A 13,866-nucleotide genomic window follows, 5' to 3' on the forward strand; every position below is an offset into this window, starting at 1 on the left:
ATGACCTCTCCAGCCTCAGAACGAAAACACATCATGGACGGCAGCGCTCCCGACTCCACTCTCTCTGCAACCACCTGGCACGCGATCTGCGCCCCCGGCGACATCGTGCCGAACCTCGGCGTCGCGGCCCTCGTCGACGACCGGCAGATCGCGGTATTCCGCGTGCGCCAGCGCGACGGCTCCGACCAGTTCTACGCGATCGACAACTTCGATCCGCAATCCGACGCCAACGTGCTGTCGCGCGGCCTTACCGGTTCGCTCGGCGGTCGCATCGTCGTCGCCTCGCCGATCTACAAGCACCATTACGACCTGGTCACCGGCGAATGCCTCGAAGAGCCGGCGACGCCGGTCCGCGCGTATGCGGTTCGCGTCGAAGATGGGCAAGTCTGGGTAGCCGTTTAGCGCCGTGAACGATATCCGACCCAAGCTGCACCTGGTCGTGATCGGCAACGGCATGGCGGGCATGCGGACGGTGGAGGAGCTGCTGAAGTTCGACCCGGAGCAGTACAGCATCACGGTCTTCGGGGCCGAGCCTCACGGCAACTACAACCGCATCCTGCTGTCGCCCGTGCTCGCCGGTGAGAAGACCATCGGCGACATCATGCTCAACGATCGCGCCTGGTACACCGACCGCGGCATCCAGCTCCATGCGGGCGATCCGGTCGTGAAGATCGATCGCCTGCGCCGCATCGTCACCTCGAAGAAGGGCGTCGATGTTCCGTACGATCGCCTGCTGATCGCCACGGGCTCCAAGCCATTCGTGATTCCGGTGCCGGGCCATCAGCTGCCCGGCGTGGTCGCGTTTCGCGACATCCACGATGTCGAGGCGATGCTCGAGACCTCGCGCACGCACCGGCGCGCGGTGGTCATCGGCGGCGGCCTGCTCGGCCTGGAATGCGCCAACGGGCTCGCGCGCAACGGCATGGAGGTGACCGTCGTGCACGTGATGGACAGCCTCATGGAACGCCAGCTCGACAAGCCGGCGGCGGCGTTGTTGCAGGCCGCGCTCGAAGCACGCGGCCTGAAGTTCCTCATGCAGGCCGGCACCACCGAAATTCTCGGCAAGGACCGCGTCACCGGCATCCGCTTCAAGGACGGCCGCGAAGTCGAGACCGATCTCGTCGTGATGGCGGCCGGCATTCGCCCGAACATCGATCTGGCCAGATCCTGCGGCCTGCATTGCGAGCGCGCGATCGTGGTCGACGACACCTTGCAGACGCTGTCCGATCCGCGCATCTACGCGGTCGGCGAATGCGTGGAGCATCGCAAGGCGGTCTACGGGCTCGTCGCCCCGCTGTGGGAACAGGCGCGCGTCTGCGCCGCGCATCTGGCCGGGCTCGGCCACAAGCGCTATCCGGGTTCGACCGTTTCGACCAAACTCAAGGTCACCGGCATCGATCTGTTCTCGGCCGGCGATTTCATCGGCGACGCCGAGACCGAGGACCTCGTGCTGCGCGATCCGCGGCGCGGCGTCTACAAGCGCATCGTCGTCAAGGGCAACACCATCGTCGGCGCCGTGCTCTACGGCGACGTCAAGGACGGCCCGTGGTATCTCGACCTCATGAAGAACGCGGTCGACATCGCCCCGATGCGACCCAAGCTGCTGTTCGGGCAACGCTACTGCGAGGCGGCCATCGCGCCGCTGGCAGCGTGACCATGGCCGACGGCAACCTGTCCATGCCGGCTTCAACGCCGATCAAGACCACGTGCCCGTACTGCGGCACCGGCTGCGGCGTCGAGGCGACGCCGTCCGGCAAGCTCGTGCGCGTGGCGGGCGACCCGCAGCATCCGACCAACGCCGGGCGTCTGTGCGTGAAGGGTTCCGCGCTCGGCGACACGGTGGTTCCGCAGGGCCGCCTGCTGCATCCGCAGCTGCGCGACAAGCAGTCGCCCGGCCAGCCCTTGCAGCGCCTGAGCTGGGATGCGGCGCTCGACCACGCGGCCGGCGAACTGCGGCGCATCATCGACACGCACGGCCCCGAATCGGTGGCCTGGTACGTCTCGGGCCAGCTGCTGACCGAGGACTACTACGTCGCCAACAAGCTCGTGAAAGGCTTCGTCGGCACCGCCAACATCGACACCAACTCGCGGCTCTGCATGTCCTCGGCGGTCGCCGGGCACAAGCGCGCTTTCGGCGAGGACATCGTGCCGGTGGCCTACGAGGATCTCGATCGCTGCGATCTGGTCGTGCTGGTCGGCTCGAATACGGCCTGGTGCCATCCGATCCTGTTCCAGCGCATGCTGCGCGCACGCGAGGCGCGGCCGCAGATGAAGATCGTGGTGCTCGATCCGCGCAAGACCGCGAGCACCGAAATGGCCGACCTGCACCTGGGCCTGCGCGCCGGCAGCGACGTGCGCCTGTTCAACGGGCTGCTCGCGCATCTGCACCGACTCGGACTCACCGACGCGGCCTTCGTCGAGCGCAGCACGCTGGGCCTCGACGAAACCCTCGCCGCGGCCGATCGCGACGCTTCGCTCGCCGACATCGCCGCCGATTGCGGCCTCGAGGTCGAGGCGCTCGAACGCTTCTACGCGCTGTTCGCCGCCACCGAGCGCGTCATCACCTGTTTCTCGATGGGCGTGAACCAGTCCTCGGCCGGCACCGACAAGGTCAACAGCATCATCAACTGCCACCTGCTCACGGGCCGCATCGGCAAGCCCGGCGCCGGGCCGTTTTCGCTGACCGGCCAGCCCAATGCGATGGGGGGGCGCGAAGTCGGCGGGCTCGCCAACATGCTCGCCTCGCACATGGACCTCGAGCGCGAAGAGCACCGCGAACTCGTGCAGCGCTTCTGGCAAAGCCCGGCGATCGCGAGCCGCACGGGCCTGAAGGCGGTCGACCTGTTCAAGGCGATCGAGAGCGGCGAGATCAAGGCCGTCTGGATCATGGCGACCAATCCGGTCGTGAGCCTGCCCGACGCCGACCAGGTCAGGCGCGCGCTCGACCAATGCGAGCTCGTGATCGTCTCCGACGTGATGGCCGAGACCGACACCACGGCCTACGCGCACCTGCTGCTGCCCGCGCAGGGCTGGGGCGAGAAGGACGGCACCGTCACCAATTCCGAGCGCTGCATCTCGCGCCAGCGCGCCTTCGTGCCGCCGCTCGGCGAGGCACGGCCGGACTGGTGGATGCTCAGCGAAGTCGCGCGGCGCTGGGGCCATGCGGCGCAGTTCCCGTACCGGGCCGTGCACGAGATCTTCGACGAGCACGCGCGCCTGTCGGCCTTTGAGAACGAGGGTGCGCGCTACTTCGACATCGGCGGCCTCGCCGGACTCGACGCGCATGCCTACGACGCGCTCGCTCCGCTGCGCTGGCCGGTACCGCGCACGGCGGCCGATGCGCGGCATCTGCAGGCATTCGCCGACGGCCGCTTCTATCACGCCGACGGCCTCGCCCGCTTCGTCCCCACGCCCGCGCGCGCGCCGGCCAACGCCGTCGATGCCGACTACCCGCTGGTGCTCAACACCGGCCGCGTGCGCGACCACTGGCACACGATGACGCGCACCGGCCTGTCGGCGACGCTGTCGTCGCACATTCCGGAGCCCTTCGTCGAACTGAATCCGGCCGACGCCGAAGCCGCCGGCATCGCGCACGGCTCGCTGGCCCGCGTGTCGACGCGCTGGGGCAGCCTGGTCGGCCGTGCCGTGGTCGCCGACGAGCACGCGCGCGGCAGCCTGTTCGTGCCGATCCACTGGAACGCGCAGTTCGCCTCCGACGCGCGCGTCGGCGCGCTCGTGAACCCGGTCGTCGATCCGGTTTCGGGCGAGCCCGAGTTCAAGCACACGCCGGCCAAGGTCGAGGCTTTCGTGCCGGCCTGGCACGGCTTCATCCTGAGCCGCAAGCCGCTCGCGATCCGCCACCTGGCCTGGTGGACGCGCGTGACCGGGGCGAGCTTCACGCGCTACGAGCTCGCGGGCGATGCGACGAGCCTGCCCTGGCCGGAGTTCGGCCGCGTGCTGCTCGGCGCCTCGGCCGACGCGGACTGGCTCGAATACATCGACGGCGCCGGCGGCCTCTATCGCGCCGCCCACGTGGTCGACGGCCGCATCGAGGCCGTGCTGTTCGTCGCGCCTCGGCCCGACCTGCCCTCGCGCAACTGGCTTGCGAGCCTGTTCGCGGCCGGGCAGCTCGACGACGAAGCGCGCATCGGCCTGCTCGCGGGCGAGCCGCTGGCCGCCGGACCCGACGAGGGCGCGACGATCTGCTCCTGCTTCGGCGTTGGCCAGAAGCGCATCGTCGCGGCGATCGAATCGGGCCAGGCCGACAGCGTGGTCAAGCTCGGCGAGCTGCTCAAATGCGGCACCAATTGCGGCTCCTGCGTGCCCGAGCTCAAGAAGATCCTGTCGAAGACCCAGGCAGGCGCGAAGGCTGCCAGTACCGCAAGCTGAACGGCTCGGAAGCCGAATCGGCCTTTTGGAGCCGGTTCGGCCCGATCCGATTTCATTAGAATGGGGCCATGAGTCCAGCCAAGCTGCCCAACTTCAGCGGAGGCGTCCTCGCCGGTGGCGAAGGACGTCGCTTCGGCGGGCTGGACAAGGGCTGGCTCGAACACGCCGGCCGGCCGTTCATCGAGATCACGCTCGATCATCTGCGCCCACTCGCGAGCGAGCTGCGCATCTCCGCGAACCGCCATCTCGATCGCTACGGGAGCCTCGGCGTTCCGGTGCTCCGCGATCGCCTGGGCGCCGGCCCGCTCGCCGGCCTGCTGCGCCTGCTCGAAACCGCGGCCACGGACTGGCTGCTGAGCCTGCCCTGCGACGCGCTGGCCCTGCCCGAATCGCTGCCCGAGCGACTGTTCGCGCGACAGCAGGCCACGCAGGCCGACATCGTCGTGCTCGAAGACGACGACGGCGTGCATCCGACCGTGAGCCTCACGCGCTGCGCGCTGGCGCCCGATCTCGAACAGTTTCTGCTGAGCAGCGAGCGGCATTCGGTGAAGGACTGGCAGTCCCGCCATCGCACGGTCCGCCTGCGCAGCGATGGCGTGCTCGCCAACGTCAACGATCCGCTCGCCCTGAATCGCTACGCGCAAACCCTGGCCTGCGGGAGTCCGGCTCATGGCTGACGGCTTTCGCGAGCTTCGACAACTGGTCGACCAGCACGGCCGGCGCAAGCGCAAGCTGCGGCTCTCGCTGACCGATCGCTGCAACCTGCGCTGCGCCTACTGCATGCCCGAGCATCCGCAGTGGCTGCCGCGCAAGGAGCTGCTGACGATCGAGGAGCTCGCGCAGATGTCGCGCCTGTTCGTGCAGACGCTCGGCATCACCAACATCCGCCTGACCGGCGGCGAACCGACCTTGCGCCGCGGCGTCGACACACTGGTCGGCGAGCTCCAGGCCCTGCGCGACAGCGGCCTGAAGCGCATCTCGATGACGAGCAATGCCACGCGCCTCGCCGAGCTCGCCCAGCCGCTGCGCGAAGCCGGGCTCGACGATCTGAACATCAGCATCGACGCGCGCGATCCGGCCCTGTTCGAAAAACTCACGCGCGGCCCGCTGCAGCCGGTGCTCGACGGCATCGCGGCGACGCGAGCGGCCGGCATTCCGTTCAAGCTCAATGCGGTGGTCATTCGCGGCTACAACGACGGCGAGATCGAAGCGCTCGCCGCATGGGCGTTCGAACAGGCGCTCGAACTGCGCTTCATCGAGTTCATGCCGCTCGACAACGCGCAGCAATGGAGCCGCGACCGCGTCGTCACCGAGGACGAAATCCTGGCCCGCATCGGCGCGCGCTTCGGGCGCGTGGAGAAGCTCGCGCGCGGCAGCGATCCGGCGACCGAATACGTGATCGGCGGGCAGCATCGGCTCGGCATCATCACCACGGTGTCCAATCCGTTCTGCGGCAGTTGCGATCGCGTGCGACTCACCGCGACCGGTGAATTGTTTCCCTGCCTGTTCTCGAGCCAGGGCACGAGCTTGCGCGAGCTGCTGGGCGAAGGCGCGGACGATGCGGCGATCGCGGAGCGCATTCGGACGACGGTGTGGAAGAAGGAGTCTGGATTCGCGGCACCGCGCGGGTATGTCGAGCGACCGATTACGATGCATCGGTTGGGTGGTTGAATAGTGGCTCTTGCCACTGCTGCGGGGCGTTGCGGCTTCGCGATGAGTCCGCTCGACGCTGGGAGTTTTGACCTCGCCGGTCGGGCGTTACTTCTCTTTGCTTGTGCAAAGAGAAGTAACCAAGAGAAAGCACACCCTGGTGACGCCCTCTCGCTACGCGAGAGTTCCCTGCGCTGCTCACGTGCTCGGGGCAACGCTTCGACGCGACATCCTGTCGCGACGAAGCACGGCGGACATCCCTGTCCGCCGTCCCCTGCGCGCGCTGCGCTGCTCGGTGCGCCACAAGGGAACCCGGTAAGGCAAACGGCAAAGAAAAAACAGATCGCGGCTGCGGCTTGCTGTCCCCTCTCCCGCATGCGGATCGAGTTCTATGGGGTGCTTCAAGAAGCAGCAGGGCGTGAGGCGTTAGAACTACCAATCGATGCCCCATCGCGCGTGGCTCATATACTAGAGGAACTTGGAGAACAAATCCCGGCCCTCCAAAGCCATCTTCCCCGCATCGCATGCGCTGTTGGCGACGAGGTGATACCGAGGTCCGAGATGGTTACGGGTGACGCCCCCTTGGTTCTGCTGCCCCCGGTCAGCGGTGGACCTGAAGTGACGGAGTGCGTCAACAGGAGATTTCGCCGAATATTGCAATTACATGAATGCAAAGGTTTTTTAGTTCAGGAATGACACGGACAGAAGAATCCCCGCTGCTTGAAAATGCCTCGATCCGGCCACTTTGGTCATTTTCCGCTCATCTGTCTCGTTTATTGGGGCAACCGCGGCTGGGCCAGGTAGCTGATCGACTTCTGCTGCCGAAGCAGCAGATTGCGAATCTCCCACTGATCATGGAGATCGGCCGACTTCAGGTATTGGGTGTCACCGCCTGACTGAACGGCGACGGGCACTCCGTCTTCGAACAGGATGCGGTTGCCGGCCACCCGCGGCACCCGCTCGCCCGGGACGATCACGCCGACCAGATTGAGGGGGTCGCTCGCTCCGATGCAGACGCGCTCGATCGCCCCCCGCCCGCTTTGCGCTTGCTGTCCGTAACGGCGCAGCGCGCCAGCCGCTTCGCTCAAGGCGAACTGCTCCCCGGCGAATCCACTGACGAAACGTCCGCCGAGCACCTCGCCACGCGCCTCGAGCCGCCGATAGACGTAATGCAGCTCCCGCCACGGCGGCAAGCCGGTCTCGCGCTCGAGCAGTGCGCGAAACACGACGCCGTAGCGGCGCAGCAGAACGCGCGCGACATGCTCGACGCGCGGATCGGCCAAAGCGTTGACGTTGAGCTGCGAAGCGGGTTTGCGCCGATGGCGCGTCAGCGCCCAGCGACCCGCATCGTCGAATGCGACGTCTCCGCGACCGAAATGCCGGCGCAGGCGATCGCGCTTGTCGCCACTCATCGTGAGCGCCCGCAAGCCGGCGAAAGTGTCGCAACTCACGAGCCCCTGGCTCACGAGTTCGCCGAGCGCCTCTTCGAGCTCCGCGCCGAGCAATCCGCTATCTGCGAGCAAGTCGGCAAAGAAACTCGCACCACATTGCTGCAAGGCTTCGAGCAGGCGCTCGGCCCTCGACGAAAGCTTGCGCTCGCCAGGCGGCGCTTCTTCTGCGAGCTGCCACATGGGCAGGAACTCGCGCTCACAAAACAGAATGGGGGTGCTGCGAACCGGGCCGCTGCGCTTCTTGCCCGGGTCGAGCTCACTCGCCGGGCGCTGCCAAATGATGCGGCCACTCGCGCAAAGGCGATCGAGCATCATCGGGTTGTACGCTTCGACTCTCGTCGGCAGCAGATCGTCCTCCCACGAAGCCGTCGCGCCCGCATAGCCTTCCAGTTGCTGCAGCGAAGCGAGCAGCCCGTTGTCGCCCTGATATCGGATCTCGGCCGCACTGCCCGCGAGCCGATGCCATGCGAACAGAAAGCGCATGAAGCCCGCTGGCGGCACCGGCGCAATCTCCGAGCGGCGCTTGTCGCGTGTCTGCCGATGGATGCGCGCCATCAATCGGCGATCGCACCACTCCTCGATCCCCGCTCCGGTGAAGTATCCGCGCACGATCGCGCCTTCCGCCTCGAGTGCATAAAGACTGGCTTCGATTGCAGAGACATCGAGGCCCAGCGGGCGGGCGAGCTGCTGCAGGCTGATGACGCCAATGAGTTCGAGCCGGCTGCGCACGAGCTCCTGCAATGCCGATCCGGCATCGGGCTCCGCCATCGTCACTGCGCGAATCGGATGCGATGGCGTGGCTTGGGGCCAAACCACACGCGCCTCGTGCCAGCGTTCCGCTGCAAGCCACAGCGGCTCGCCGCCCGCGGGATGCAGTCGCGTCACGCGTTTTTGAGCGACGAGCGTGTCGAGCCAGGCACGACCGGCCCAGTTCGTCTCATCGAGCCGGCCAACACCGCCCACGCGCCCCTGGAGCATCTCTCCCTCGAGCAGGAAACCGTGCACGACGAGCGCATCGTGCAGCTCGTCGGCGTTGCGGATCAGCGGCCAGACGTCGCCGTGCACGCGCTCGATCGTCTCGATATCGAGTCTGGCCATGCGCTCGGCGGTCGGCAGATCCATCAGCGGCTGCATCGCGAGCGTGCGCGTGCGTCGCTCTTCTGCGGCGCCGTCATCGAGGAAGGCCGACGGCTTGGCGTTCAGGATCGCTTGCGACAGCGGTGATGGCGATGCGAGATCGCAGCAGATCACGCGAATCTCGCCGGATTCCATGCGCGCGAGCACGCGCTCGAAGCCTTCGACATCCATGGTTTCGCGCAGGCAATCGTCGATGGTCTGCTGCACGAGTGGATGATTCGGGATCTGTCGTTCGCCAACGAGGTTCTCGGCGCAGGCCACCTGGTCCGGGAACACCAGCGTCAGCAAGTCCTCCGAATCCGAGCGCTGGAATTGCGGAGGCACGCGCTTGCCGCCGTTCATGCGCCGAATGCCGAGCGCGACGGTAGCGTTCCAGCGCCAGCGCGTACCGAACATCGGGGCATCGAGCAGCGCCTGAATCAAGACGTCACGCGCCGTCGCCGACTTCAGGTAATGCTGGATCGTGTCGAGCGGAAAGCTGTGCGTGGGGCCGAGCGACAGCACGATGCTGTCTTCGAGCGCGCTGGCCTGCAGTTCGAAGTTGAAGGTGCGGCAGAAGCGCTTGCGCAGCGCGAGGCCCCAGGCGCGATTCACGCGCGAGCCGAACGGCGAATGGATCACCAGATGCGTGTCGCCCACTTCGTCGAAGAAGCGCTCGAAGATGACGCAGTTCTCGGATGGCAAGGCGCCGAGCATGGCGTATGAGCTCGCCCAGTATTCGGCGAGCTGTTGCGCTGCGGCTTCGGCGACGCCGAGCTCCTGCGCGAGCCATCGCGCGCAAGCCTCAATGCCTTGCGCGAGCCTCGCTTCGGCCTGCGTGCTGAGCTTGGAAACCGCGGCGCTGAGCTCATCGGTTCTGCCTGGCGCTTCGCCGAACCAGAACGGAATGCTCGGCGGCAAGCCTTGCGCGTCCTCGACGAGCACGCGCGTGGTTTCGACCTTGAGTATGCGATACGAGGTATTGCCGAGCTGGAAGATATCGCCGGCCATGCTCTCGAACGCGAAGTCTTCGTTGAGCGAGCCGACGCGGTGGCCTTCGGGCTGCAGCACGACGTCGTAGTCGAACTGATCGGGAATCGTGCCGGCGTTCATGACCGCCGCAAGCTTGGCGCCGGGCCGCGCACGCAGGCGTCGATTCACCGCGTCGAGATGCAGATAGGCGCCGCGCCGGCCGCGCCGCGTGACATAGCCATCGGCGAGCATTTGAACCACCTGCTCGAAATCTTCCTTGAGCAGGGTTCGATAAGGATCAGCGCGGCGAGCCAGCGCATAGAGCTCGTCGACGCCCCATTCGCCGCAACCGATCTCGGCGACGATCTGCTGCGCAAGCACATCGAGCGGCCGCTGCGGCAGCCGGATGCGGTCGAGCTCGCCTGCGCTGACCGCGGACAGCAAGGCCGTGCATTCGAGCAGGTCGTCCTGCGTAAGCGGGAACAGGCGACCTTTCGGAATCGCGCCGATGGCGTGGCCGGCGCGGCCCACGCGCTGAAGAAACGCATTGATCGCGCGCGGCGAGCCGAGCTGGCAGACCAGATCGACGTCGCCGATGTCGATGCCGAGCTCGAGCGAACTCGTGGCGACGAGCGCCTTGAGCTCGCCGTTCTTGAGCTGTTGCTCGGCACGCAGCCGATGCTCGCGCGACAAGCTGCCGTGGTGCGAGGTGACGAACTCCGCGCCGATGCGCTCGGCCAGGTGACGCGCGGTGCGCTCGGCGATGCGACGCTGGTTGACGAAGATCAGCGTGGTCTTGTGCGCGGCGACGAGTTCGGCGAGACGATCGTAGGTTTCGCCCCAGACTTCGCCGGACATCACCGGGGTCAGCGGCGACTTCGGCAGCTCCATCGCGATGTCGCGCTGACGCACATGACCGGTGTCGACGATGGTGACGGGTTCATCGCGCCCACCGATCAGGTAGCGCGCCATCGCCTCGAGCGGCTTGACCGTCGCCGACAGGCCGATGCGGACGAACGGCCGGTCGCACAAGGCGGCGAGCCGTTCGAGCGTGAGCATCAGGTGCGCTCCGCGCTTGCCGCCGGCGACCGCGTGCAACTCGTCGATGATCAGCGAGCGCACGCAGCGCAGCATCTCGCGGCCGCCCTGCGAGGTCAGCAGGATGAACAAGGACTCCGGTGTGGTCACGAGAATGTGCGGCGGCGTCTTGCGCATGCGCTCGCGCTCGAACATCGGCGTATCGCCGGTGCGCACGGCATCGCGAATGCCGACATCGGGCAAACCCATCGCTGCCAGTTGGGCGCGGATGCCGCTCAGCGGTTCCTGCAGGTTCTTCTGGATGTCGTTCGACAGCGCCTTGAGCGGCGACACATATAAGACATAGACCCGATCCTGCAGCGGCTGCTCGAGCCCTTCTTCGACGAGATCGTTGATCGCGGCGAGGAACGCGGCGAGCGTCTTGCCCGAGCCGGTCGGGGCCGCGATCAGGGCATGGCGGTTCTGCGAGGTGACCGCCCAGGCGCGCTGCTGCACCTCGGTGGGCTGGCCGAAGCGGGAGTGAAGCCATCGGGTGACGGCGGGATGGAACGGACCATCCCGGCCTTGCCGCAGGGCAGCGAGATCGAGGCGGTATTGCATGTTCCGATTATGCGCCCGTGGCGATCGCGGCCGAGGCAGCGGCCCGCGCTGTTTCCCGGCTCTTTAGATAGCTCGATAAGTTATTTCTCGAAAAATTCTTAGATACCTAGAGTGCGCGCCTCAGTGGGAAGATCATTTTTATTGGGGATGAGCACTTTGAAATACCAAAAAGTTATTACTAAAGAATTCACGAACCGTGTGACGCCGTCGCTCGTCTCGATGGCCTCGGTCGCCGTGCTGTCCCTCTGGACCGCGCCGGGTCTCGCCCAGGAAAGCTCCGCAGGAGGCATCGAAGTCGCCGTGGCCCCGGAGGCCGTCCAGGCCAGCTCACAGGTCGAGGAGATTCTGGTCACCGCACGCCGTCGCGAAGAAAGCGTGCAGGAAGTGCCGATCCCGATCTCGGTCGTCGACGACGCCCTGCTGACGCAGACCGGCGCCTTCAACGTGAACCGCCTGAAGGAGCTGATTCCGACGGTGCAGTTCTACTCCACCAATCCGCGTAATTCGGCGATCAACATCCGCGGTCTCGGTGCGCCATACGGTCTCACCAACGACGGCCTCGAACCGGGCGTCGGCCTCTACGTGGATGGCGTGTTCAACGCGCGCCCGGCCGCCGCGACGCTGGATTTCATCGACGTGCAGCAGATCGAAGTGCTGCGCGGCCCGCAGGGCACGCTGTACGGCAAGAACACCACCGCCGGCGCGATCAACGTCACCACCAAGAAGCCGAGCTTCACGCCCGAAACGCGCTTTGAACAGTCGTTCGGCAACTACGGATTCATCCAGTCCAAGGCTTCGATCACCGGCGGCCTGAGCGACAAGCTCGCCGCGCGCCTGTCGTTCGCCGGCACCCAGCGGGACGGCTTCCTGCACAACGTCGCCACCGATGACGACCTCAACGACCTGAACAACCTCGGCTTCCGCGGCCAGCTGCTCTACAACGCCAGCGACGATCTGCAGTTCATCCTGGCCGGCGACCTCACCCGCCAGCGTCCCGAAGGCTATGCGCAGGTTTACGCCGGCGTCGCGCCGACACTGCGTGCACCCAACCGCCAGTACGCCGCGATCACCGCCGATCTCGGTTACACGGTGCCGAGCACCAACCCGTTCGATCGCCTGACCGACACCGACACCGCCTGGCGCTCGCGCCAGGACATGGGCGGAATCTCGCTGACCGCCGACTACAAGACCGCCATCGGCCAGCTGACTTCGATCACCGCCTGGCGCTTCTGGAACTGGGATCCGTCCAACGACCGCGACTACCTCGGCCTGCCGATCACGACGATCTCGGCCGCTCCGTCGACCCAGGAACAGTGGACGCAGGAAGTCCGCCTCACCGGCGACATCACGCCGAGCCTGAACTACGTCGTCGGCGTGTTCGGCTTCTACCAGAACATCAAGTCCGACCCGGTCCACGTGCAGGAGCAGGGCGCCGCCGCTGCGCGCTTCCTGCTGAACCCAGGCGCCGCGGGCTATCGCGCCGACTTGCTGACCGGCTACGGTCAGAACACCAAGATCGACTTCGATACCGAGAGCGCCGCGCTGTTCGGCCAGCTCGACTGGAGCATCACCGAGAAGCTGCACCTGTTGCCCGGCCTGCGCCTCAACTACGACAAGAAGAAGATGGACTTCGCGGCCACCACCTATGGTGGCCCGGCCAACCCGACGCCTGCCGAGCGCACACTGCTTCTCGGCGTGCTGTCGCCGCAGGCCTATAAAGCCGATGTCGACGACACCAACGTTTCGGGCCAGTTGACGCTCGCCTATTCGGTGACCGACACCATCAATACCTATGCGACTTACGCCAAGAGCTACAAGTCGGTGGGAATGAACAGTGCGGCCCTGCCGACCGTCACCGATGCGCAAACGGGTGAAACAGTTCCGGTGCTGAGCGCGGCAACGGTCAAGCCCGAAGACGTCAACCACTACGAAGTCGGCATCAAGACCCAGCCGCTGCCCGGCGTGACCGCCAACCTGTCGGTGTTCAACACCGACATCGAGGACTTCCAGGCGCAGGTACAGAACAACGCGGTCGGCGCGCTGCGCGGCTACCTCGCCAACGCCAAGAAGGTGCGCGTGCGCGGCGTCGAGTTCGACAGCAGCGCCCGCCTCGGCGCCTTCAGCCTGTTCGCGAACGCGGCCTACACCGACGGCGAGTACCGCTCGTTCAAGGATGCGCCGGCCCCGCTGGAGCGCAGCGGCGGCAGCGACCCCTTGACCCAGGTCGTCGATGCCTCCGGCACGCGCCTGCCCGGCATTTCGAAGTGGGCGGGGTCGCTCGGCGGCGAATACGTGATCACGGGCGGCCTGCTCGGTCGCGCTGGCGACTACTACATCGGGGCCGATGCGAGCTCGCGTTCCGACTTCTCGTCGGCGGCAACGGAGTCGGCTTATCTGAACGTGGGCGGCTACACGCTGTACAACGCCCGCGCCGGTTTCCGCGCCAACGACGGCTGGGAATTCTCGTTCTGGATCCGCAACCTCACGGACAAGGATTACTTCGAACTGCTGGCCGCCGCTTCGGGTAGCACCGGCCTGTACGTCGGCCAGCCCGGCGACCCGCAGACCTACGGTCTGACGATCCGCGCCCGCTTCTAAGTCTTTCGCTTGACCCCACCGGGGCCGGGATGCCGCTATGGCATCCTGCGCC

General features: G+C 66.5%; 8 protein-coding genes. 7 read left to right on the forward strand and 1 reads right to left on the reverse strand.

Features of this window, described 5'->3' with window-relative positions; all coding sequences use genetic code 11:
• Positions 1 to 33: 33 nt before the first annotated feature.
• From nirD to WQQ_RS25160, 6 genes are all read left to right on the forward strand, one after another.
• Positions 34 to 402 (forward strand): nitrite reductase small subunit NirD, encoded by a 369-nt coding sequence (gene nirD / locus WQQ_RS00880; protein ID WP_007183329.1) that lies wholly within the window; start codon positions 34 to 36, stop codon positions 400 to 402.
• Positions 403 to 406: 4 nt separating this feature from the next.
• On the forward strand, positions 407 to 1,654 hold the full coding sequence (locus tag WQQ_RS00885; RefSeq protein WP_007183330.1) for an NAD(P)/FAD-dependent oxidoreductase: 1,248 nt from the start codon (positions 407 to 409) through the stop codon (positions 1,652 to 1,654).
• 2 nt (positions 1,655 to 1,656) lie between these two features.
• Positions 1,657 to 4,389 carry a nitrate reductase gene (locus WQQ_RS00890; RefSeq protein ID WP_007183331.1) on the forward strand — a complete coding sequence of 911 codons (2,733 nt, stop codon included), beginning with the start codon at positions 1,657 to 1,659 and terminating at the stop codon, positions 4,387 to 4,389.
• 68 nt (positions 4,390 to 4,457) lie between these two features.
• The gene (locus WQQ_RS00895; RefSeq protein ID WP_007183332.1) at positions 4,458 to 5,066 is read left to right on the forward strand and encodes an NTP transferase domain-containing protein; all 609 of its coding nucleotides are present in this window, start codon (positions 4,458 to 4,460) and stop codon (positions 5,064 to 5,066) included.
• Positions 5,059 to 6,060, forward strand: a complete 1,002-nt coding sequence (moaA, locus tag WQQ_RS00900; RefSeq protein WP_007183333.1) for a GTP 3',8-cyclase MoaA — start codon at positions 5,059 to 5,061, stop codon at positions 6,058 to 6,060. The genes WQQ_RS00895 and moaA overlap by 8 nt, the downstream gene beginning before the upstream one ends.
• A 354-nt stretch (positions 6,061 to 6,414) precedes the next feature.
• Positions 6,415 to 6,735, forward strand: a complete 321-nt coding sequence (locus WQQ_RS25160) for a MoaD/ThiS family protein (protein ID WP_083844378.1) — start codon at positions 6,415 to 6,417, stop codon at positions 6,733 to 6,735.
• Between the two features lie 77 nt (positions 6,736 to 6,812).
• Here WQQ_RS25160 and WQQ_RS00905 read toward each other — a convergent pair whose 3' ends face one another.
• Entirely contained in the window at positions 6,813 to 11,216 is a 4,404-nt protein-coding gene (locus tag WQQ_RS00905) for a DEAD/DEAH box helicase (protein ID WP_007183147.1), read from the reverse strand.
• A gap of 198 nt (positions 11,217 to 11,414) precedes the next feature.
• Between WQQ_RS00905 and WQQ_RS00910 the strand changes: the two genes are divergently transcribed.
• A complete protein-coding gene (locus WQQ_RS00910) occupies positions 11,415 to 13,814 on the forward strand; it encodes a TonB-dependent receptor (RefSeq protein WP_202800591.1) in 2,400 nt (799 codons plus the stop codon).
• The last annotated feature ends 52 nt before the right edge of the window (positions 13,815 to 13,866 follow it).

This window comes from Hydrocarboniphaga effusa AP103, assembly GCF_000271305.1.
In the GTDB taxonomy this organism is placed as follows: Bacteria; Pseudomonadota; Gammaproteobacteria; order Nevskiales; family Nevskiaceae; genus Hydrocarboniphaga; species Hydrocarboniphaga effusa.

What these genes read in the sequence shown, in the direction of transcription:
- nirD (WP_007183329.1), top strand. Translation starts at nt 34, where the DNA reads ATGGACGGCAGCGCTCCCGACTCCACTCTCTCTGCAACCACCTGGCAC.
- WQQ_RS00890 (WP_007183331.1), top strand. Translation starts at nt 1,657, where the DNA reads ATGGCCGACGGCAACCTGTCCATGCCGGCTTCAACGCCGATCAAGACC.
- WQQ_RS00895 (WP_007183332.1), top strand. Translation starts at nt 4,458, where the DNA reads ATGAGTCCAGCCAAGCTGCCCAACTTCAGCGGAGGCGTCCTCGCCGGT.
- moaA (WP_007183333.1), top strand. Translation starts at nt 5,059, where the DNA reads ATGGCTGACGGCTTTCGCGAGCTTCGACAACTGGTCGACCAGCACGGC.
- WQQ_RS25160 (WP_083844378.1), top strand. Translation starts at nt 6,415, where the DNA reads ATGCGGATCGAGTTCTATGGGGTGCTTCAAGAAGCAGCAGGGCGTGAG.
- WQQ_RS00905 (WP_007183147.1), bottom strand. Translation starts at nt 11,216, where the DNA reads ATGCAATACCGCCTCGATCTCGCTGCCCTGCGGCAAGGCCGGGATGGT.